The sequence below is a fragment of the Pseudomonas pseudonitroreducens genome (assembly GCF_021603645.1).
GTDB classification, from domain to species: domain Bacteria; phylum Pseudomonadota; class Gammaproteobacteria; order Pseudomonadales; family Pseudomonadaceae; genus Pseudomonas; species Pseudomonas pseudonitroreducens.
This window is the reverse complement of the sequence record NZ_BQHJ01000004.1, coordinates 516,286-536,403: the sequence shown is the minus strand read 5'-3', so window position 1 is coordinate 536,403 and position 20,118 is coordinate 516,286. Positions and strand designations below refer to the sequence as shown.

General features: G+C 65.7%; 15 protein-coding genes. 8 read left to right on the top strand and 7 right to left on the bottom strand.

The annotated features are described in order from the left end of the window. Positions 1-668: 668 nt before the first annotated feature. Positions 669-2,867 carry an OsmC domain/YcaO domain-containing protein gene (locus L6D89_RS13075; RefSeq protein ID WP_236199983.1) on the bottom strand — a complete coding sequence of 733 codons (2,199 nt, stop codon included), beginning with the start codon at positions 2,865-2,867 and terminating at the stop codon, positions 669-671. Positions 2,868-3,086: 219 nt separating this feature from the next. Between L6D89_RS13075 and L6D89_RS13070 the strand changes: the two genes are divergently transcribed. Next, positions 3,087-4,274 carry a BaiN/RdsA family NAD(P)/FAD-dependent oxidoreductase gene (locus tag L6D89_RS13070; protein ID WP_236199982.1) on the top strand — a complete coding sequence of 396 codons (1,188 nt, stop codon included), beginning with the start codon at positions 3,087-3,089 and terminating at the stop codon, positions 4,272-4,274. Between the two features lie 131 nt (positions 4,275-4,405). After that, entirely contained in the window at positions 4,406-5,161 is a 756-nt protein-coding gene (locus L6D89_RS13065) for a class II aldolase and adducin N-terminal domain-containing protein (RefSeq protein ID WP_236199981.1), read from the top strand. 136 nt (positions 5,162-5,297) lie between these two features. Here the strand turns inward: L6D89_RS13065 and L6D89_RS13060 are convergent, their stop codons facing one another. The 3 genes from L6D89_RS13060 to L6D89_RS13050 are packed head-to-tail and all read right to left on the bottom strand — an operon-like array spanning position 5,298 to position 9,158. Beyond that, positions 5,298-6,320, bottom strand: a complete 1,023-nt coding sequence (locus L6D89_RS13060) for a GlxA family transcriptional regulator (RefSeq protein ID WP_236199980.1) — start codon at positions 6,318-6,320, stop codon at positions 5,298-5,300. Between the two features lie 9 nt (positions 6,321-6,329). After that, positions 6,330-7,988 (bottom strand): choline dehydrogenase, encoded by a 1,659-nt coding sequence (locus L6D89_RS13055; protein ID WP_236199979.1) that lies wholly within the window; start codon positions 7,986-7,988, stop codon positions 6,330-6,332. A gap of 3 nt (positions 7,989-7,991) precedes the next feature. After that, on the bottom strand, positions 7,992-9,158 hold the full coding sequence (locus L6D89_RS13050; RefSeq protein WP_236199978.1) for an aromatic ring-hydroxylating oxygenase subunit alpha: 1,167 nt from the start codon (positions 9,156-9,158) through the stop codon (positions 7,992-7,994). A gap of 290 nt (positions 9,159-9,448) precedes the next feature. On the opposite strand from L6D89_RS13050, the gene L6D89_RS13045 reads away from it, so the two are divergent. Then, positions 9,449-10,090 carry an HD domain-containing protein gene (locus L6D89_RS13045; RefSeq protein WP_236199977.1) on the top strand — a complete coding sequence of 214 codons (642 nt, stop codon included), beginning with the start codon at positions 9,449-9,451 and terminating at the stop codon, positions 10,088-10,090. Here the strand turns inward: L6D89_RS13045 and L6D89_RS13040 are convergent. Then, positions 10,087-11,010, bottom strand: coding sequence for a LysR family transcriptional regulator (locus tag L6D89_RS13040; protein ID WP_236199976.1), 924 nt, complete (start codon positions 11,008-11,010; stop codon positions 10,087-10,089). The two genes, L6D89_RS13045 and L6D89_RS13040, sit on opposite strands and share 4 nt — an antisense overlap. A 164-nt stretch (positions 11,011-11,174) precedes the next feature. Between L6D89_RS13040 and L6D89_RS13035 the strand changes: the two genes are divergently transcribed. The 4 genes from L6D89_RS13035 to L6D89_RS13020 all read left to right on the top strand — a co-directional run bounded on the left by L6D89_RS13035 (position 11,175) and on the right by L6D89_RS13020 (position 16,094). Beyond that, entirely contained in the window at positions 11,175-11,933 is a 759-nt protein-coding gene (locus L6D89_RS13035; protein ID WP_236199975.1) for an SDR family NAD(P)-dependent oxidoreductase, read from the top strand. A 420-nt stretch (positions 11,934-12,353) separates the two neighbouring features. Continuing rightward, positions 12,354-13,100 carry a gluconate 2-dehydrogenase subunit 3 family protein gene (locus L6D89_RS13030; RefSeq protein WP_236199974.1) on the top strand — a complete coding sequence of 249 codons (747 nt, stop codon included), beginning with the start codon at positions 12,354-12,356 and terminating at the stop codon, positions 13,098-13,100. Between the two features lie 7 nt (positions 13,101-13,107). Continuing rightward, on the top strand, positions 13,108-14,871 hold the full coding sequence (locus L6D89_RS13025; RefSeq protein ID WP_236199973.1) for a GMC family oxidoreductase: 1,764 nt from the start codon (positions 13,108-13,110) through the stop codon (positions 14,869-14,871). Beyond that, entirely contained in the window at positions 14,868-16,094 is a 1,227-nt protein-coding gene (locus tag L6D89_RS13020) for a c-type cytochrome (protein WP_236199972.1), read from the top strand. The genes L6D89_RS13025 and L6D89_RS13020 overlap by 4 nt, the downstream gene beginning before the upstream one ends. A gap of 919 nt (positions 16,095-17,013) precedes the next feature. Here L6D89_RS13020 and L6D89_RS13015 read toward each other — a convergent pair. Next, entirely contained in the window at positions 17,014-17,334 is a 321-nt protein-coding gene (locus tag L6D89_RS13015; protein ID WP_236175418.1) for a DUF2025 family protein, read from the bottom strand. Between the two features lie 301 nt (positions 17,335-17,635). Here L6D89_RS13015 and sfnG point away from each other — a divergent pair, with 301 nt between their 5' ends. Next, on the top strand, positions 17,636-18,730 hold the full coding sequence (sfnG, locus tag L6D89_RS13010; protein ID WP_236199971.1) for a dimethylsulfone monooxygenase SfnG: 1,095 nt from the start codon (positions 17,636-17,638) through the stop codon (positions 18,728-18,730). Positions 18,731-18,932: 202 nt separating this feature from the next. On the opposite strand, the gene ubiM is transcribed toward sfnG, so the two are convergent. Continuing rightward, positions 18,933-20,105 carry a 5-demethoxyubiquinol-8 5-hydroxylase UbiM gene (gene ubiM / locus L6D89_RS13005; protein WP_236199970.1) on the bottom strand — a complete coding sequence of 391 codons (1,173 nt, stop codon included), beginning with the start codon at positions 20,103-20,105 and terminating at the stop codon, positions 18,933-18,935. Positions 20,106-20,118: the final 13 nt, after the last annotated feature.

The window sequence follows — 20,118 nt, the reverse complement described above, 5'->3', positions numbered from 1 at the left end:
GGACTTTCGCGACTCACCGGACGACCGGTCGAGCGGCATGCCGGTCTGGCGGATCAGGAGCTCCGGAAATGGAAAAGGCACCCGAAGGTGCCTCTTGCGTACGATCGGTAGGATGGGTGGAGCGCAGCGATACCCATGCTGTCCGTGCATCGGTATCGATGGGTATCGCTACGCTCCACGCCATCCTACGAACACCGCTCGACCATCCCCCCGGCAGCGGGCGCCGGATCGAGCGGCATCCACGGCAGGTTCTGCCGGATCAGGAGCTCCGGAAATGCAAAAGGCACCCGAAGGTGCCTCTTGCGTACGGTCAGTAGGATGGGTGGAGCGCAGCGATACCCATGCTGTCCGTGCATCGGTATCGATGGGTATCGCTACGCTCCACGCCATCCTACGAACACCGCTCGACCATACCCCGGCAGCGGAAGCCGGAACGAGCCGCATCCTCGGCAGGTTCTACCGGATCAGGAGCTCCAGAAATGAAAAAGGCACCCGAAGGTGCCTCTGCGTACGGTCGGTAGGATGGGTGGAGCGCAGCGATACCCATGCTGTCCGTGCATCGGAATCGATGGGTATCGCTACGCTCCACGCCATCCTGCGAACACCGCTCGACCATGCCCCGGCAGCGGGCGCTGGAACGAGCGGCATCCACGGCAGGTTCTGCCGGATCAGCGCGCCACTGCCCTGGCCCGAGCCTGGTGCAGCTTCTTGTAGCTCTCGATCAGGCGCAGGTGCTTGTCCAGGCCTTCCAGCTTCATGCTGGTCGGCGTCAGGCCATGGAAGCGCACGCTGCCGTCCAGCGAGCCGAGCACCGCGTCCATGCGCTCGTTGCCGAACATGCGGCGGAAGTTGGCCTCGAAGTCGGCCATCTCCAGTTCCTCGTCCAGCTGCACTTCCAGCGCCGCGTTGAGCGCCTGGTAGAACAGCCCGCGCTCGACGGTGTTGTCGTTGTACTGGAGGAACATTTCCACCAGTTCCTTGGCAACTTCGAAGCGCTTCACCGCGAGGTTGATCAGCAGCTTGAGTTCGAGAATGGTGAGTTGCCCCCAGACCGTGTTGTCGTCGAACTCGATGCCGATCAGCGTGGTGATGTCGGTGTACTCGTCCACCTCGCAGCTTTCCAGGCGCTTGAGCAGCGACTTGAGACGCACGATGTTGAGGCTGTGCAGGTTGAGGATGTCGGCGCGGAACGCCAGCGCCTTGTTGGTGTTGTCCCAGATCAGGTCTTCCACCGGGTAGATTTCCGAGTAGCCCGGCACCAGGATGCGGCACGCGGTGGCGCCCAGGTGTTCGTACACGGCCATGTAGACCTCCTTGCCCTGCTCTTCGAGGATGCCGAAGAGGGTCTGTGCTTCCTGCACATTGGAGTCGTCGCCGTGGCCGGAGAAGTCCCACTCGACGAACTCGAAATCGGCCTTGGCGCTGAAGAAGCGCCACGACACCACGCCGCTGGAGTCGATGAAATGCTCGACGAAGTTGTTCGGCTCGGTCACTGCCTGGCTTTCGAAGGTCGGCCGCGGCAGGTCGTTGAGGCCCTCGAAGCTGCGGCCCTGGAGCAGCTCGGTGAGGCTGCGCTCCAGCGCCACTTCCAGGCTGGGGTGGGCACCGAAGGAGGCAAAAACGCCGCCGGTGCGCGGGTTCATCAGGGTCACGCACATCACCGGGAACTCGCCGCCCAGGGAGGCGTCCTTGACCAGCACCGGGAAGCCCTGTTCCTCCAGGCCCTTGATGCCGGCGACGATGCCGGGGTACTTGGCCAGCACCTCCTGCGGCACGTCCGGCAGCGCCAGTTCGCCTTCGAGGATTTCGCGCTTTACCGCGCGCTCGAAGATTTCCGACAGGCACTGCACCTGCGCTTCGGCCAGGGTGTTGCCGGCACTCATGCCGTTGGAGAGGTAGAGGTTCTCGATCAGGTTGGACGGGAAGTACACCGTCTCGCCGTCGGACTGGCGCACGAACGGCAGCGAGCAGATGCCGCGCTCGGTGTTGCCCGAGTTGGTGTCGTAGAGGTGCGAGCCGCGCAGCTCGCCGTCCGGGTTGTAGACCTCCAGGCAATACGCGTCGAGGATTTCCTCCGGCAGCGCGTCCTTGGGCCCGGGCTTGAACCAGCGCTCGTCGGGGTAATGCACGAACGGCGCGTTGGCGATTTCCTCGCCCCAGAACTGGTCGTTGTAGAAGAAGTTGCAGTTCAGCCGCTCGATGAACTCGCCCAGCGCGGAAGCCAGCGCGCTTTCCTTGGTGGCGCCCTTGCCGTTGGTGAAGCACATCGGCGACTGCGCGTCGCGGATGTGCAGCGACCAGACGTTGGGCACGATGTTGCGCCAGGAGGCGATCTCGATCTTCATCCCCAGGCCGGCGAGGATTTCCGACATGTTGGCGATGGTCTGCTCCAGCGGCAGATCCTTGCCCTGGATATAGGTGCTGGCGCCGGCGTCGGTGCTCGGCATCAGCAGCGCCTGGGCGTCGGCGTCGAGGTTTTCCACTTCCTCGATGACGAAGTCCGGGCCGGTCTGCACCACCTTCTTCACCGTGCAGCGGTCGATGGAGCGCAGGATGCCCTGGCGGTCCTTCTCGGAGATGTCCGCCGGCAGCTCCACCTGGATCTTGAAGATCTGCTTGTAGCGGTTTTCCGGGTCGACAATGTTGTTCTGCGACAGGCGGATATTGTCCGTGGGGATGTCGCGGGTCTGGCAGTAGAGCTTGACGAAGTAAGCCGCGCACAGCGCCGAGGAAGCCAGGAAGTAGTCGAACGGACCGGGCGCCGAACCATCGCCCTTGTAGCGGATGGGCTGGTCGGCAATCACCGTGAAGTCGTCGAACTTGGCTTCGAGTCGGAGGTTGTCGAGAAAATTGACCTTGATTTCCATGCGGGAATTACCACGAAAAAGTAGAAAGCGAACTGGCCGGCATTATCCGGACAAAAGCGCCGCGGGGATATCCCGGCGTGGTCGGCGCCGGTCGGGAAACCCGCCGCTGCAGGTGATGCGCAATCGACGCCCGGTCGGCTGCGGGCACCCGGCGCGCCCGTGCTTCGGGTAAGATGCGCCGCCTCAAGCGCCCGCTACCCCGTACAGAAGGAAACCACCGTGCTCACCTCCCAGGTCATCATCATCGGCGCCGGCGCCGCGGGACTGATGTGCGCCATGAGCGCCGCTGCGCGCGGTCGCCAGGTCCTCCTGATCGACCACGCCAACAAGGCCGGCAAGAAGATCCTGATGTCCGGTGGCGGGCGCTGCAACTTCACCAACATGTACTGCGAGCCGGTCAACTTCCTCTCGCACAACCCGCACTTCTGCAAGTCGGCACTGGCACGTTTCACCCAGTGGGACTTCATCGCCCTGGTGGCCAAGCACGGCGTGCCCTACCACGAGAAGAAGCTCGGCCAGCTGTTCTGCGATAACAAGTCCAGCGACATCCTCGGCCTGCTGCTCGACGAGTGCGAGCAGGCCGGCGTCGACCTGCGCCTGGACACCTCGGTGAGCGAGATCGCCCGCCTCGACGAAGGCGGCTACCAGTTGCAGACCAGCCTCGGCCCCGCTCGCTGCGAATCCCTGGTGATCGCCACCGGCGGCCTGTCCATCCCGACCCTCGGCGCCACCGGGTTCGGCTACCAGATCGCCCGCCAGTTCGGCCACAGCGTGCTGCCGACCCGCGCCGGCCTGGTGCCCTTCACCATTACCGACCCGCAGCTCAAGGCGCTGTGCACCGAGTTGTCCGGCACCTCGGTGGAGGACTGCCGCGTCAGCTGCAACGGCCAGAGCTTCGTCGAGAACATCCTGTTCACCCACCGCGGCCTCAGCGGCCCGGCGATCCTGCAGATTTCCTCCTACTGGCAGCCGGGCGACAGCATCAGCATCGACCTGCTGCCGCGCGTCGACCTGCCCGTCTGGCTCGTCGAGCAGCAGCGCGAGCGCCCCAATAGCGAGCTGAAGACGCTGCTGGGCGAGCTGTTCACCAAGAAGATGGCCGGCCTGCTGGCCGAGCAGTGGTTCGTCTCCAAGTCCATGAAGCAGTACACGCCCGGCGAGCTCAAGGCGATTGCCGAGCGCCTGGGCGACTGGCAACTGGTGCCCGCCGGCACCGAGGGCTACCGCACGGCGGAAGTCACCCTGGGCGGCGTGGACACCCGCGAGGTGTCGTCCAAGACCCTGGAGTCGCTGAAATCCCCCGGCCTGTACTTCGTCGGCGAAGTGCTGGACGTCACCGGCCACCTGGGCGGCTTCAACTTCCAGTGGGCCTGGGCCTCGGGCTACGCGGCGGCGCAGTTCGTCTAGGACGGCGGTGCAATCGACGATCCGGCCAGCGGCACGCCGGGTCGTTCCGCATCAAGTCCGGCAGCGCCACGCCCCTAGACTCGGAATCCAGGCCCGGCCAGCCCGGCACGGGCATCGCTCCCGGAGCCGCCATGCCAACGCTTGCCAGCCGCACCCTCGACACCGGCCTGGAACGCCAGGGCCGCATCGACCTCGCCTGCGCCTTCCGCTGGAGCGCGCGCCTGAACCTGCACGAGGCCATCGCCAATCACTTCAGCCTGGCGTTGTCCGCCGATGGCCGCGACTTTCTGATCAACCCCTATGGCCGGCACTTCTCGCGGATGCGCGCCAGCGACCTGTTGCGCCTGCACGCGGATGACCCCGAGGCGCTGAACCGCCCGGACGCGCCGGACATCACCGCCTGGGCGCTGCATGGCGCACTGCACCGCAACAACCCGCAGGCGCGCTGCATCCTGCATGTGCATTCGAAATACGCCACCGCCCTCGCCTGCCTGGCCGACTCGCGCCTGCCGCCCATCGAGCAGAACAGCATGCGCTTCTTCGAGCGCGTGGCCATCGACGAGGGCTTCGACGGCATGGGCCTGGGCGACGAGGCCGAGCGCGTCAGCCGCCTGCTGGGCGACAAGCCGATCCTGCTGATGGGCAACCACGGCGTGCTGGTCGCGGCGCCCAGCGTGGCCCAGGCCTTCGATGACCTGTACTACTTCGAGCGCGCCTGCGAGGTCTATCTCACCGCCCTGGCCAGCGGCCGGCCGCTGCGCATCGCCAGTGACGAAGTAGCGCGCAAGACCATGCGCCAGTGGCTGGAATATCCGGGGTTCGCCGAGCGGCATTTCGCGGCGCTGCGGGAGATATTGCTGGAGAGCGAACCGGCCTTCGCCGACTAAGCCCCGAACGCTAACGATGCCGCAACCCGTAGGATGGCGTGGAGCGGAGCGATACCCATCGGTTCTCATGCCAACCATGGCGATGGGTATCGCAAGCTCCACCCATCCTACGTCAGCACCGGTGCAACCTGTGGCGCTAACTATCGCGCCCCAGCGGCTGGCGCATCACCGGTGCGGTATAGGTCTGGGTGCGGTCCGCGCTGGGCGGGCAACCGAAATGCGCGCGGTAGGCGCGGGAGAAATGCTCCAGCGAACCGAAGCCGGAGCTGGCCGCGACCTGCGCAACGCTCAGGCGCGTCTGCTGCAACAGGCTGTGGGCGCGGCCCAGCCTCAGGACGATGTAGTACTTGAGCGGCGACAACCCGGTGTGCTGCTTGAACTGCCGCTCCAGCTGGCGGCGCGACAGGCCGACGCGCTCGGCAATGGCGTCGCATTCCAACGGTTCCTCCAGCGCCTGCTCCATCAGCGCGATGGCGCGGCGCACCTTGCCGCCGTGGGCGTGGGCGTCGCTTTGCCGGCCCTGCAACTGGTGCGCGCCGGGCTCGCGGGTTTCGCCCAGCAACAGGTGCATGGCAATCTCCCGCGACAGGTCGGCGTCCACCCGCTGGGCGATCCAGCCCAGCATCAGGTCGAGGATCGCGCTGGCGCCGGCGCAGGTCAGGCGCTGGCGGTCGAGGGTGTAGAGCTGCGCGCGGGCCTGGACCTTGGGGTAACTCTCCTGGAAGCCCTGTAGGTTGTCCCAGTGTACTGCTGCGGGAAAGCCATCCAGCACCCCCGCCGCGGCCAGCAGCTCGGTGCCGGTCTCGATGCCCGCCAGCGTCGCGCCGAATGCCGCCTGGCGGCGCAGCCAGCTTTTCAGCAAGCGATTGCGCGCGTGCTTGTGCACGTCGAAGCTGGCGATGACAAAACAGGCATCCCAGCCCCGCTCCGGGTCGATGGCCTCATGCACTGTGCTGGTCAGGCCGTTGCTGGCGGTGACCGGCTCGCCGTCCAGCGACAGCAGCTGCCACTCGAATAGCGCCTCGCCGCCCAGCCAGTTGGCGATCGCCAGCGGCTCGACCACCGCCGCCAACCCCAGGCCGGGGAACGACGGCAGCAACAGCAGGCCCACGCGCAAAGGCTCGCGGCGAAACCGGGAAGGCGGTGCAACACTGGCCATCGACTCTCCTTAGCGCTGCTGACTCTGCCAGTGCGGGTGTAGCCACACCGGAACATTGGCTGCCGGCAGCGGCGGCAGTCCCCGGATCATATCGCTGGCCTTCTCGGCGATCATCACTGTCGGCGCATTGGTGTTGCCACTGACGATGCTCGGCATGATCGACGCGTCCACCACCCGCAGCCCCTGCAGCCCATGCACACGCAACTGTGGATCGACCACCGCTTCGGGGTCGTTGGCCGGCCCCATCTTGCAGGTACCGCTGGCATGGTAGCCGGTCTCGGTCACGCGCCGCGCCCAGGCATCCAGCTCGGCGTCGCTGTGGGCCAGCGGGCCGGGCGTCAGCTCTTCGCCGGCCAGCCCGCGCATCGACGGCTGGCGCATCAGCTCGCGCACCAGACGGGCGCCGGCACGCATGTCGGCGCGGTCCTGCTCGGTCTGCAGGTAGTTGAAGAGGATGCGCGGCGCCTGCCGAGGCTCGGCACTGCGCAAGGTGACGCTGCCCAGGCTGGTCGGCCGCATCAGGTCGATGTGTACCTGGAAGGCGTGGTCCGGCACCGGCGCCACGCTGCCCGGCTGCACCGCCAGGGGCATGAAGGTGAGTTGCAGGTCGGGATGCTCGACTCCCGCGCGGGAGCGGATGAAAGCGCCCGCCTCGAAGTGGTTGCTCGCCGCCAGCCCGTCATGGGTGGCGAACCAACGCGCGCCGATCCACCATTTGCCCGGCGCGCGGGTCCAGGGGTAGATCGACACCGGTGCCTTGCAGATGAATTGCACGACGCTGTCGGGGTGATCGTTCAGGCGCCGCCCCACACCCGGCAGGTCATGTTTCACCGCGATGCCCAGCTGGCGCAGCTCATCCGCCGGGCCGATGCCGGAGAGCAACAGCAAATGCGGCGAGTTGATCGCCCCGGCGGTCAGCAATACTTCGCGGCTTGCACGGGCAGTCAGTGCCTGGCCGTTCTGCTCGTACTCCACGCCCACCGCGCGCTCGCCGTCGAGCAGAATTTGCAGCGCCAGCGCCCTCGTGGCGACGGTGACGTTGCCACGCCCCAATGCCTCGCTCAGATACCCGCGCGACGTGCTCCAGCGCTTGCCTTGCCGCGTGGTGCGATCAACCCGTCCGAAGCCCTCCTGGCGATGGCCATTGAGATCGCTGCTGCGCCCGTAGCCGGCCTCCTCGCCCGCCGCGACGAAGGCCGCGCACAATGGCGTGTCGATGTCGCCCGGCGTGACATGCAAATGCCCCGCCGCGCCGTGATAATCGTCGGCGCCGCTGGCATGGTTCTCCGAGCGAATGAAGTACGGCAGCACGCGCTGGTAGTCCCAGCCCTCGCAGCCCTGCGCCGCCCAGCCGTCATAGTCGCGGGCGTGGCCACGGATGTAGACCATGCCATTGATCGAAGACGACCCGCCCAGGGTGCGCCCGCGCGGCGTGGCGATCCGCCGGCCATCCAGGTACGGCTCCGGCTCGCTGCTGTAGCTCCAGTTGTAACGCGTGCCGCCGACCACGATGCCCACCGCCGAGGGCATGTCGATGGTCCAGCTGCTGTCCGCCGGCCCCGCCTCCAGCAACAGGATGCGCACGGCGGGATCGGCGCCCAGGCGGTTGGCCAGCACGCAGCCGGCCGAGCCCGCGCCGACGATGACGTAGTCGTAGTCCATGGCCATTCCTCAGAGCTGCGCGCCGTGGATGCCCTGGAACACCAGGCGGTGGAAGTGGTGCACCAGGTGCTCGCTTTCGTTGCTGCGTTCGGCGTCGATCATGTAGCGGCCCTGGTCGTAGCCCATGGAGTGCAGGCCCTTCTGCACGCTGATGTTCAGGGCGATGTCCTCGGGCCCCAGCTCCTCGTTCATCCAGCGCATGCAGGCCTTGCTCACCTCGGCGGTGTGCTCGTTCGCCGAGTAGTAGCCGAAGCGCAGCAGCGAGCGCTCGGCGTCCAGCGGAATCATGATGAAGGTGCCGAGGAACTCGGAGAACGGGAAGGTGTAGAAGGTGTTGTTCGGCCACATGCCGATGTTGAAGAAACACTCGTCGGGGTTGAGGTCGCTGCGCAGTTTCACGCCGTAGGCTTCGCCGGCCGCAAGGTTCGCCGGGGCGATGTAGGTCCACCAGTTGTCGCGCTTGGTCAGTCGGTAGCCCTTGAAGTCGATCAGCTTGGCCAGGTCGATGTGGCACGGCCCGGAGAGCTTGAAGTGATAGCCCTCGATGGAGTTGTCCATGATCACTTTCCAGTTGGCCGGGACGATCACGTCCGCCTCCTCGATCAGGCGCATGTCGGCCAGGTTGGGGAACACCCGATGCATCTCCTCGTCGGCGCCGGGGAACAGTTCGGCCAGCGACGGCGCGTTGGGGTCGAGATTGAAATAGAGGAAGCCGCCCAACTCCTCCAGGCGCACCTGCGGGATGGCGAATTCTTCCTTGTCGAAGTTCTTGATGCGCTCGCAGCGCGGCGCACTGCGCAGCGAGCCGTCCATCTCGTAGCACCAGGAGTGATAGGCGCAGCGCACGATGCCACCGGTGTTGCCGCGACGATCCTCCAGCAGGCGGTTGCCGCGGTGCTGGCAGACGTTGTGGAAGGCGCGGATGTCCCCGGCGCGGCTGCGGGCGATGACGATGCTCTGGTCGAACAGGTCGCAGACCACGTACTGGCCGACTTCCGCGAATTCGCTGAGGTGCCCGGCGACGTGCCAGGAGCGCAGGAAGATGTTGTCGCGCTCGGCCTTGAACAGCGCCTCGTCGAAGAAATAGCGCGACGGCAGGGTGAAGGCCTGTTCCGGGTCCTGGCGGTCCCAGCCGTCGATGGAAGTACGCAGTTTCAGGCTCTCGATGGACGACATGTTCGATTCTCCTCGGCTTCTTCTGGCGTGGCCGGCTCATGGTCCGGCGGCTCGGTTCGAGGACAAATCTAGGGGGACGTCTGCGGCGGCTCTTGATGAAAAACGACAAGTTTTCCGTCAGATGCATCAAGGCAGGCAGGCAGGAAAAGTCGCCGTTGGCAGCAAATGAACTCTGGCTGTCCGGATTCGCTCCCTCGCTCTCGTTGTCCGCGCATGGCCGTGGATTTCCAATGGAACCGACCGCGACGCAGCCCGCGCCGCACCCTGGAAACCCAGCCCCGGAGCCCGCCATGAGCCTCGACCTGAACGGCGTCAAAGTCCCCGACAGCAGCCTCGCCAAGGCCATCACCGAGATGGTCCGCGACAACGCCACCCCGTTGCTCTTCCACCACTCTTCACGCGTCTACTACTGGGGCGCGCTGACCGGTGCACGCAAGAGCCTGAAGTTCGACGCCGAGCTGCTCTACGCCGGCGCGATGTTCCACGACATGGGCCTGATGCCGCGCTATTGCAGCCAGTGCGAACGCTTCGAAGTGGACGGCGCCGACTGCGCCGCCGAGTTCCTGCGCAGCCATGGCATTGCCGAAAGCGACATCGACACGGTGTGGACGGCCATTGCCCTGCACACCACGCCGGGCATCCCGCAGCACATGAAGCCGGAGATAGCCCTGGTCACCGCCGGCGTGGAGATGGACGTGCTGGGTATCGCCTACCAGCAGTTCCCCGACGCCCAGCGCGACGCCGTGGTGGCCGCCCACCCGCGCGGCACGCAGTTCAAGCAGGACATCCTGCAGGCCTTCTACGACGGCATCAAAGCCAAGCCGGAAACCACCTTCGGCAACGTCAAGGCCGACGTGCTGGCGATGAAGGATGCGGACTTCGTGCGCGGCAACTTCTGCGAGGTGATCCTGAATTCCGATTGGGCCAGCTAGGGCCCAGCGATCACGGGCGAACCCAGCACGCCGGGCTCGCCCAGCAGTTGCGTCAGCCACTGCATGAAGGCGCGGACCCGCTGCGGCAGGCGGCGGTGCGCGTAGAGCAGGGAGATTTCCATGGGTGGCAGCGGAATGTGACCCAGCACCTGCACCAGTCGCCCCGCCTCCAGGTCATCCAGCACGCCATGGACCGGCACCTGGATGATCCCCAGCCCACCCATGGCTGCGCTCTCGTAGGCCTCGGCGTTGTTCACCGACAGCGCTCCGGCCATCGGCACGTAGCGCACCTCGCCCTGTTGCAGGTACTCGAAGCCTGGCGGCCGTGCACCCAGCACCGTCACGTAGTGGATCAGTTGGTGTGCGGGCAGATCGTCCAGCGTCTGCGGCACACCGTGCCTGGCGAGATAAGCGGGGCTGGCGCAGGTCACTTGCGGAAACTGCCCGAGCGAACGCGCCACCACCGAGGGATCGTTCACTGAACCGACCCGCACCACGCAATCGAAGCCCTCGCGGACCAGATCGACGCGACGGTCGGTGCAGCTCACCTCCAGCTCCAGCGCCGGATGCCGCGCAAGGAATTCACCCAGGCGCGGCATTACCAGCTTGCGTGCCATCACCGTCGGCATGTCCACCCGCAGGCGGCCGCCCAGGGCTTCGTCGTCCTGGCGGAACAGGCCCTGCAACTCGTCCAGCTGGGCCAACATGTCCTTGCTGCGCTCGTAGAGCACCATGCCGTCCTGGGTTGCGGTCACGCGCCGGGTGGTGCGCTGCAGCAGGCGCGTGCCGAGCAGTTCTTCCAGCGCCTGGACGTGCTCGGACACGGTAGAACGCGGCAGGCCGAGTTGCTCGCTGGCCTGGGTGAAGCTGGCCAGTTCGGTAACGCGGACGAAGGTGCGCAGCAGGTCGGGGCGGATCATGGTCTGGGGCTTCACTGTAGAAAGCGCCGAGCGCTTATTGTTCGCCTATGCCGACCAGTATTTCCGATTTACGCCGGTTTATCACTATCCATTCGAACAATAAGCTCTTCCTCAATCTCACTCGCTCTCCAGCCTGTTGCCCAACCCCCGTAAGGAGCTTCGCCATGACCCGCAAGATCGCTCTCATCACCGGCGCCAGCCGTGGCCTTGGCCGCAATGCCGCCCTGCACCTCGCCGCCGCTGGTGTCGACATCATCGGCACCTACCGCAGCCAGGCCGACGAGGCTCACGCCGTCGCCGCTGAAGTCGAGCGACACGGCGGCCGCGCGGCGATGCTGCGCCTGGATGTGGCGGATAGCACCAGCTTCGCCGCCTTCGCGCAGCAGGTTCGCACTACCCTGGGCGAGACCTTCGGTCGCCAGAACTTCGACTTCCTGGTGAACAATGCCGGCATCGGCCTCTACGCCAGCTTCGCCGAGACCAGCGAGGAGATGTTCGACCAGTTGATGAACATCCAGCTCAAGGGCCCGTTCTTCCTGACCCAGAAGCTGCTGCCACTGATCGCCGACGGCGGTCGCATCCTCAACGTCTCCAGCGGCCTGACGCGCTTCTCGCTGCCTGGCTACGCCGCCTACGCGACCATGAAGGGCGCGATGGAGACGCTGACCAAGTACCAGGCGAAGGAACTCGGCGCGCGTGGCATTGCCGTGAACATCCTCGCCCCCGGCGCCATCGAAACCGACTTCGGCGGCGGCCGGGTGCGTGACGACGCCGAGTTGAACAAACAGATCGCCAGCAACACCGCCCTGGGCCGGGTCGGCTTGCCGGACGACATTGGCGCAGTGATCGCCAGCCTGCTCTCCGAGGGCGGCCGCTGGATCAACGGCCAGCGCGTGGAAGCCTCGGGCGGCATGTTCCTCTAACGCCCCTCGCGCCGCTTTGCTCTTCGTAGGAGCGAGCTTGCTCGCGAACAGGCCCCACAGTGGGGTGGTTCGCGAGCAAGCTCGCTCCTACAAGCCGCCGCAACCCATCGTCTCCAGATAACCGCTCTATTCCGCGGATTTTCTCGAATTTCGCAATAAACATTTACTGCGAAAATTCCTGCAACATTCTGTTACGGCCTCTAGTCTAAAAACGCGTGTGGAAAAGACGAACCGTAGATTCCGCCTGGGCGAAGGAAAGCGTCCGGCGGATTCGCCCAGCGCCCCGACGCGGGCAAGTTCGCATCCACGCTCCGCTCATCCGGCACGCGCCGGGAGTGCAGACCACCGTGAACTGACCTGGCAGCACGCGTTCCCTGCCCCCTCGACAACGAGCGGACGGGTGCTGCCTCAGGAGCCGAAATGACCGAACACCCCAAGGGCTTCACCCGGCGCCAGCTATTGAAGTCGTCCGCCGCCTCGCTGGCCGTCGGCGCTGCCGCCAGCAGCCAGGCCGCCACCGTGATCGGCACGCCGCAATGGCTGCCCTTCGACCACAACGGCCCCCTGCACTACGACAGCCCCGGCTGGCAGTTCTTCAGCGCCGAGGAAGCCACCGAAGTGGAAGCCATCGTCGAGCAACTGATTCCCGCCGATGAGCTGAGCGTCAGCGGCAAGGACGCCGGTTGTGCGGTGTTCATCGACCGCCAGTTGGTGAGCGATTACGGCGACTTCGGCCGCCTGTACATGCAAGGCCCGTTCACGCCCGGCACGCCGGCACAGGCCGACCAGTCGCCGCTGACTCCGCGCGAGCGCTATCGCATCGGCCTCGCGGCGCTGGGCAAGTACTGCCAGGGCAAGTTCCAGAAGAACTTCAGCGCCCTGCCCGGCGAACAGCGCGACCAGGTACTCGGCGACCTGGAAAAGGGCGCCATCAGCCTGGACGGCATCGACGCCAAGGCGTTCTTCCAGCAGGTGCTGGACAACACCATGGAAGGCTTCTTCGCCGATCCCATCTACGGCGGCAACCGCGACATGGTGTCGTGGAAGATGCTCGGCTTCCCTGGCGCGCGCTACGACTACCGCGACTACATCGGGCTGCACAACCAGAAGCTGAACCTCACCCCGCTGTCCATCATTGGCAGTTCCGCCTGGACCAGGAAGGGATAAGCGCACCATGGCCAAGAAACTACCTTCCACCGACGTCGTGGTTGTCGGGCTCGGCTGGGCGGGTTCGATCATCGCCCACGAACTGGCCGACGCCGGCCTCAACGTCATTGGATTCGAGCGCGGCCCCTGGCGCGACACCGCCAGTGACTTCAACCTCGCCTCGGCAGCCGACGAGCTGCGCTACAACCGCCGTCAGGAACTGATGCTGCGGACCCGGCAGAACACCTGCACGATGCGCAACAAGGAATCGGAAACCGCCTTGCCCATGCGCGTCTGGGGTTCGTTCCACCCCGGTAACGGCACCGGTGGCGCCGGCAACCACTGGGCCGGCATCACCTTCCGCTTCCAGCCGGAGGAGTTCCGCCTGGCCAGCCACCTGAAGGAGCGCTACGGCAAGGAAGTGCCAGAAGAGCTGACCCTGCAGGACTGGGGCACCACCTGGGAAGAAATGGAGCCGCACTATGATGCCTTCGAGCGCCTGGCCGGGGTTTCCGGCAAGGCCGGCAACCTCGGCGGCAACCTCGTCGAAGGTGGCAACCCCTTCGAAGGCGCACGCTCGCGTGAATACCCCAACCCGCCCACCGCGCAGACCTATGCCCCGACGCTGTTCGCCGAGGCCGCGCGCAACCTGGGCTACAAACCCTTCCCGGTGCCTTCGGCGCTGGCCTCCCAGGGCTACACCAACCAGCTGGGCGTGACCATGGGGCCCTGCACCTTCTGCGGCTTCTGTACCAACTACGGCTGCGCCAACTACTCCAAGGCCAGCGCCATCGTCAGCGTGATGCCGGCACTGATCCGCAAGCCCAACTTCACCGCCAGGACCAACTCCGAAGTGCTCAAGGTGACGATGGACAGCACCGGCACCCGCGCCACCGGCATTACCTACGTGGACTCCAGCGGCGAAGAATGGGAACAGCCGGCGGATATCGTGGTGGTCGCTGCATTCATCTTCGAGAACGTGCGGCTGATGCTGCTTTCCGGCATCGGCGAGCCCTACAACCCGATCACCAACACCGGCACCACCGGGCGCAACTACGCCTACCAGACGGCCAACAGCGTCAAGCTGTTCTTCAAGGACAAGAACTTCAATCCCTTCATCGGTGGCGGCGCCATCGGCATGGGCATCGATGAGTTCAACAACGACAACTTCGACCACTCCGGCCTCGGTTTCGTCGGCGGTGGCAGCACCCGTGTGACTCCGATCGGCGCCGCACCCATCGACTCGCGGCCGGTTCCGCCCGGCACTCCGGCCTGGGGTTCGAAGTGGAAGAAGGCCACGGTGGAGAACTACCTGAGCAACATGTCCATCGGCTGCGAAGCCAGCAGCTACTCCACGCGCAGCAACTACCTGTCGCTGGACCCCAACTATTCCGACCCTCACGGTCGACCGCTGCTGCGCATCACCTTCGACTTCCCCGAGAACGACCTGAAGATGGCGCAGTACTGCACGAACAAGGTCGTAGAAATCGCCCGCAGCATGAACCCGCAGCAGATGGTGCCTGCACCGCGCAAGGGGCCGTGGGCCAACACCTCGTACCAGTCCTCGCACATCGTCGGCGGTTTCATCATGGGCGCCGACCCGAAGAACAGTTCGGTGAACAAGCACCTGCAGGTCTGGGGCGTGCCCAACCTGTTCGTGGTGGGCTCCTCGGCCTTCCCGCAGAACCCCGGCTACAACCCCACCGGCACGGTCGGCGCGCTGGCGTTCAAGGCGGCGGATGCGATCCGCAGGCTCTACCTCAAGCGCCCAGGGGAGATGATCAGCGTATGAAGACCCTCTCTTCCATCACGACCCTTGCGCTGCTTGGCCTGAGCCTGCAACCCGCCTTTGCCGGGACCGCTGCCGATTCCTACAACCTGGTGGAAAAAGGTCGCTATCTTGCCGTCGTCGGCGACTGCACCGCCTGCCACACCCTGCCCGGCAAAGCGCCGTTCGCCGGCGGCGTGGCCATCGAAACACCGTTCGGCAAGCTGCTCGGCGCGAACATCACCCCGGACCCGGACACCGGCCTGGGGCGCTGGAGCTTCGAGGACTTCCAGGCGGTGATGTCCACCGGTCACAGCCGCGGCGGCAAACGCCTGTATGGAGCCATGCCGTTCACCGCCTATACCAAGGTACGCCGCGAGGACAACCTGGCACTCTGGGCCTACCTGCAGACCCTGCAGCCGGTGCACAACCCGGTGGAAACCAACCAGTTGCCCTTCCCTTTCAGCGTGCGCACCAGCCTGATCGGCTGGAACTGGCTGAACTTCACCCAGGGCGAGTTCGTGCCCTCGGCGGAGAAGTCGGCGCAATGGAACCGCGGCGCCTACCTGGTGGAGGGCCTGGGCCATTGCGGTACCTGCCACACGCCGAAGAACCTGATTGGCGGTGACGACAACAAGCGCTTCCTTGCCGGCGCCAACCTGCAGGGCTGGGTCGCCCCGGACATCACCGCCAATCCCCACGGCGGCATCGGCCAGTGGAGCACCGAGGACCTCGTGCAGTACCTGAAGACCGGCGCCAACCGCTTCGACATCGCCTCCGGCCCGATGGCCGAAGCGGTGGAGAACTCCACCCAGCACTGGAGCGACGAAGACCTGATGGCGGTCGCGGTGTACCTCAAGGATGGCCCGACAGCAGGGAAAGCACCGCCGCCCCTGGCAGCCGACACTGCTGCCATGGTCTCGGGCAAGGCCATCTACGCCGATCGCTGTTCCGCCTGCCACGTGGGCAATGGCGAAGGAGTCCGCAACCTGTTCCCGAAACTGGCTGCCGCGCCGCTGGTGAACAACGACGACCCGACCTCGCTGATCCACGTCGTGCTGGCGGGTAGCCGTGCCGGTGGCACCGACGCTGCGCCGACGGCACCGGCCATGCCGTCCTTCGCCTGGAACCTCAGCGACGACAACATCGCCGACGTGCTGACCTACGTGCGCAACACCTGGGGCAATGCGGCGCCGGCGGTGAGCGCCAGCGACGTCGCTCATCTGCGTGAGGACCTGGCCAACTAGCGGGGTATCCCTGTGCGTAGGGCGCATAACGCGCCAGCGTTATCCGCCACAAAGGGAAACTCCAGCGCTGGACATGTGGCGTAGGAGCGGACTTTGTCCGCGATGTGCAACCGGCCAGCTCGGATTTGCCGGCGAGCGATCGCGGACAGAGTCCGCTCCTACCCATCGATCAAGCACCGCACCGTTGGCCGGCGGAAAACCTTGCAGGAGCGAGCTTGCTCGCGAACCCGCACAGCTCCGGCGATGCCGGTCAATCCGTTCGCGAGCAAGCTCGCTCCTACCGATACTGAATCATCACTGAAAGCCGCGTAGGGCGCATAACGCGCCAGCGTTATCCGCCACAAAGGGAAGCTCCAGCGCTGGGCATATGGCGTAGGAGCGGAGTTTGTCCGCGATGTGCAACCGGTTGGCTCGGAGCTGTCGGCGAGCAATCGCGGACAGAGTCCGCTCCTACCCATCGATCAAGCATCGCACCGTTGGCCGGCGGAGAACCTTGTAGGAGCGAGCTTGCTCGCGAACCCGCACAGCTCCGGCGATGCCGGTCAATCCGTTCGCGAGCAAGCTCGCTCCTACCGATACTGAATCATCACTGAAAGCCGCGTAGGGCGCATAACGCGCCAGCGTTATCCGCCACAAAGGGAAGCTCCAGCGCTGGACATATGGCGTAGGAGCGGAGTTTGTCCGCGATGTGCAACCGGTTGGCTCGGAGCTGTCGGCGAGCAATCGCGGACAGAGTCCGCTCCTACCCATCGATCAAGCATCGCACCGTTGGCCGGCGGAGAACCTTGTAGGAGCGAGCTTGCTCGCGAACCCGCCCAGCTCCGGCGATGCCGGTCAATCCGTTCGCGAGCAAGCTCGCTCCTACCCATCCTGATGACGCGCGCTTACCCTGCGAGCGTCCGGCGCCCGGGCGTGGTGATCACTTCAACCGGCGCTCGGCGGCGATCTCCGGCAGGTCGGTGCGACGCAGGTAGGTGAGCAGCGATTCGTTGAGGTTCAGGCGGTCGTGGATATTCTGCTCGGCGAGTATCTGCAGGCACTCGCGACTCAGGGTCATCACCACGCCGTTCTTCGGCGCCCAGACGAACTCGCAAGCCGGACGGATGCTGTCCTCGGCCACGTCCATGCCGAAGGAATCCTCGCTGAAGCGCACGATGTACTTGCCGGTCTTGAGGTTGAAACCGACGAAGCCGGACAGGCCGTCGGCGGCGTTGCAGATATCACTGGAAGTGATGGCCATGGTGGTGCCCCCTGGAATTTTCCCTGTTATGGATTCGCACGCAGGAGGTTCCCGCTTCTGTGAGCAGGTGAACTTCGAATTCTGACAGCCTTGCCGCCACCTGCTCAGGGGCTGGTTGTCGCACCCCGGACTGTTGCCCCGGCAACACTGGCGCAGCAACGCTGCGCCGGGCGAAACAGCCGCCGCTGTTCGCCCCTGCGGGCAAGTTTCTGATCTGTCGGGAGTTTCCCGCCTGGCACGGCTTTCGCTCTGAGGTTAGCGCGGCACCTTCGCCGCTGTGCAGCTTCGAGGAGCCCGAGTCATGAGCCAACATCCGATCCGCTTCGCCTACTGGGTCCCCAACGTCAGTGGCGGCCTGGTGGTCAGCAAGATCGAGCAGCGCACCCACTGGGACATCGACTACAACCGCGAACTGGCGCGCATCGCCGAGGACGCCGGGTTCGACTACGCGCTGACACAGATACGCTTCACCGCCGGCTATGGCGCCGAGAACCAGCACGAGTCGGTGGCCTTCAGCCACGCACTGCTGGGCGCCACCGAAAAGCTCAAGGTGATCGCCGCCATCCTCCCCGGCCCCTGGACGCCCTCGCTGGCCGCCAAGCAACTGGCGACCATCGACCAGCTCAGCGCCGGGCGCATCGCCGTGAACATCGTCAGCGGCTGGTTCAAGGGCGAGTTCCAGGCCATCGGCGAACCCTGGCTGGAACACGATGAGCGCTACCGTCGCTCGGAGGAATTCATTCGCGCCCTGAAAGGCATCTGGACCCAGGACAACTTCACCTTCAAGGGCGACTTCTATCGCTTCCACGACTACAACCTGAAACCCAAGCCGATCCAGCGGCCACATCCGGAAATCTTCCAGGGCGGCAGCTCGCGCGCCGCGCGGGACATGGCTTCGCGCGTCTCCGACTGGTACTTCACCAACGGCAACAGCGTCGAAGGCATCAAGGCCCAGGTCGATGACATCCGCGAGAAAGCCGCCGCCAACGGCCATTCGGTGAAGATCGGGGTGAACGCCTTCGTCATCGCCCGCGACACCGAGGAAGAAGCTCGCGCGGTGCTCGCCGAGATCATCGACAAGGCCGACCCGGAAGCGGTGAACGCCTTCGGCCACGCGGCGAAGCAGGCCGGAGCGGCGTCACCGGAAGGCGAAGGCAACTGGGCCAAGTCCAGCTTCGAGGATCTGGTGCAGTACAACGACGGCTTCAAGACCAACCTGATCGGCACGCCGCAGCAGATCGCCGAACGCATCGTCGCGCTCAAGGCAGTGGGCGTGGACCTGGTGCAGGCGGGCTTCCTGCACTTCCAGGAAGAGGTTCGCTACTTCGGCGAAAAGGTACTGCCGCTGGTGCGGGAACTGGAGCAGAAGAAGGCGCGGCAGACCGAGGCGGCGTGATCTTCGGCGGTTCGGCTTGTGCGGAAAGCCATCGCGGACGGAGTCCGCTCCTACGCATCCAGTGAGCCCGGTGTAGGAGCGGACTCCGTCCGCGATCGTTTCCAGGCCGCATCTCGGGCAGGTATTGGTTCGCGAGCAAGCTCGCTCCTACAGTCACCGGAGGTGCAGCTATCTGTAGGAGCGAGCTTGCTCGCGAACGCCCTTACGCGCCCTGGGTCAGGTGCCTGGCGATGGCCGTACGCAGCGGCGGCAGGTTCTGCGCCAGGCGCAGGCCGGCATTGCGCAACAGGCGTACCGGCGGGCGTGGGTCGGTGTACATGCCGACGATCAACCGGGTCGCCTGGTACAGCGGCCAGGTTGCCAGGCGGTGGGCCATGGCATAGCGGCGCAACGGCCAGACTCCACCGATATCGCCGCCACGGCGGTGAGTCGCGAGGATTTCGTTGGCCAGCCGGCGCTGGCTCTGCAGGCCGAAGTTGAAGCCGTGCGCGGTCACCGGATGCATGCCGACGGCCGCATCGCCGATCAGCGCGCTGCGCGGGCCGACGAAGCGGTCCGAGTAGACGCCCACCAGCGGGTAGCTGTGGCGCGGACCGAGCAGCTCCATCGCGCCGAGGCGGCGGTCGAAGCGGCGTTCCATCTCGTGGGCAAAGGCTTTCTCGTCCATCTCCAGCAGCGGCGCCATCTCGCGCTGCGGCAAGGTCAGCACCACCGAGGAGCGGTCGCCGTTGATCGGCAGCAGCGCCAGGGTCTGGCCGTAGCCGAACCATTCCCAGGCGACGTTGTGGTGAGCTTTCTCGTGGGCCATGCGGCAGACCATCATGGTCTTGCCGAAATCTTCCATGTGCGCGCCGATGCCGAGCATCCGCCGCGTCTCGGAGAAGCGGCTGTCAGCGGCGACCAGCAGGCGCGCCTGGACGCGGCTGTCATCGTCCAGGGTCAGCTCCACGCCGTTCTGTTCGACACGCAGCGAGCGCAGCGCGCGGCCGCAGACCAGCGAAACGTCAGCGCACTCGTGCACCGCATCGAAGGCCGCGCGGCGGATCATCTGGTTCGAGACGAAGTAGCCCAGCTGTTCGGCGCCGGCCTGTTCCGCCTCGATGCGCAGGGTGAACAGCGACGGGCCGTTGAGCACCTGGGCATCGCGCAGCGGCGAGACTTCCTGCGGGTCGATGCGCGACCACATGCCCAGGCGCTGCAGCTCGGCACGGGACGCGTGGGTCAGGGCGATCTCCCGGCCGTCCTCGGCAGGCTCGGCCACGGCGGCCAACGGCTGGCGGTCGATCAGCAGGATCGACAGGCCGTTGCCCGACAGCGAGCGGGCCAGGCAGAGCCCGGCGGGGCCGGCGCCGACAATGGCGATGTCCACGTGCATGGGTGACTCCTTT

Excerpts from the sequence above, each read along its gene's own strand:
- L6D89_RS13075 (WP_236199983.1), bottom strand. The coding sequence starts at position 2,867 with ATGGAAATCAAGGTCAATTTTCTCGACAACCTCCGACTCGAAGCCAAG.
- L6D89_RS13065 (WP_236199981.1), top strand. The coding sequence starts at position 4,406 with ATGCCAACGCTTGCCAGCCGCACCCTCGACACCGGCCTGGAACGCCAG.
- L6D89_RS13060 (WP_236199980.1), bottom strand. The coding sequence starts at position 6,320 with ATGGCCAGTGTTGCACCGCCTTCCCGGTTTCGCCGCGAGCCTTTGCGC.
- L6D89_RS13055 (WP_236199979.1), bottom strand. The coding sequence starts at position 7,988 with ATGGCCATGGACTACGACTACGTCATCGTCGGCGCGGGCTCGGCCGGC.
- L6D89_RS13050 (WP_236199978.1), bottom strand. The coding sequence starts at position 9,158 with ATGTCGTCCATCGAGAGCCTGAAACTGCGTACTTCCATCGACGGCTGG.
- L6D89_RS13045 (WP_236199977.1), top strand. The coding sequence starts at position 9,449 with ATGAGCCTCGACCTGAACGGCGTCAAAGTCCCCGACAGCAGCCTCGCC.
- L6D89_RS13040 (WP_236199976.1), bottom strand. The coding sequence starts at position 11,010 with ATGATCCGCCCCGACCTGCTGCGCACCTTCGTCCGCGTTACCGAACTG.
- L6D89_RS13035 (WP_236199975.1), top strand. The coding sequence starts at position 11,175 with ATGACCCGCAAGATCGCTCTCATCACCGGCGCCAGCCGTGGCCTTGGC.
- L6D89_RS13030 (WP_236199974.1), top strand. The coding sequence starts at position 12,354 with ATGACCGAACACCCCAAGGGCTTCACCCGGCGCCAGCTATTGAAGTCG.
- L6D89_RS13025 (WP_236199973.1), top strand. The coding sequence starts at position 13,108 with ATGGCCAAGAAACTACCTTCCACCGACGTCGTGGTTGTCGGGCTCGGC.
- L6D89_RS13020 (WP_236199972.1), top strand. The coding sequence starts at position 14,868 with ATGAAGACCCTCTCTTCCATCACGACCCTTGCGCTGCTTGGCCTGAGC.
- L6D89_RS13015 (WP_236175418.1), bottom strand. The coding sequence starts at position 17,334 with ATGGCCATCACTTCCAGTGATATCTGCAACGCCGCCGACGGCCTGTCC.
- sfnG (WP_236199971.1), top strand. The coding sequence starts at position 17,636 with ATGAGCCAACATCCGATCCGCTTCGCCTACTGGGTCCCCAACGTCAGT.
- ubiM (WP_236199970.1), bottom strand. The coding sequence starts at position 20,105 with ATGCACGTGGACATCGCCATTGTCGGCGCCGGCCCCGCCGGGCTCTGC.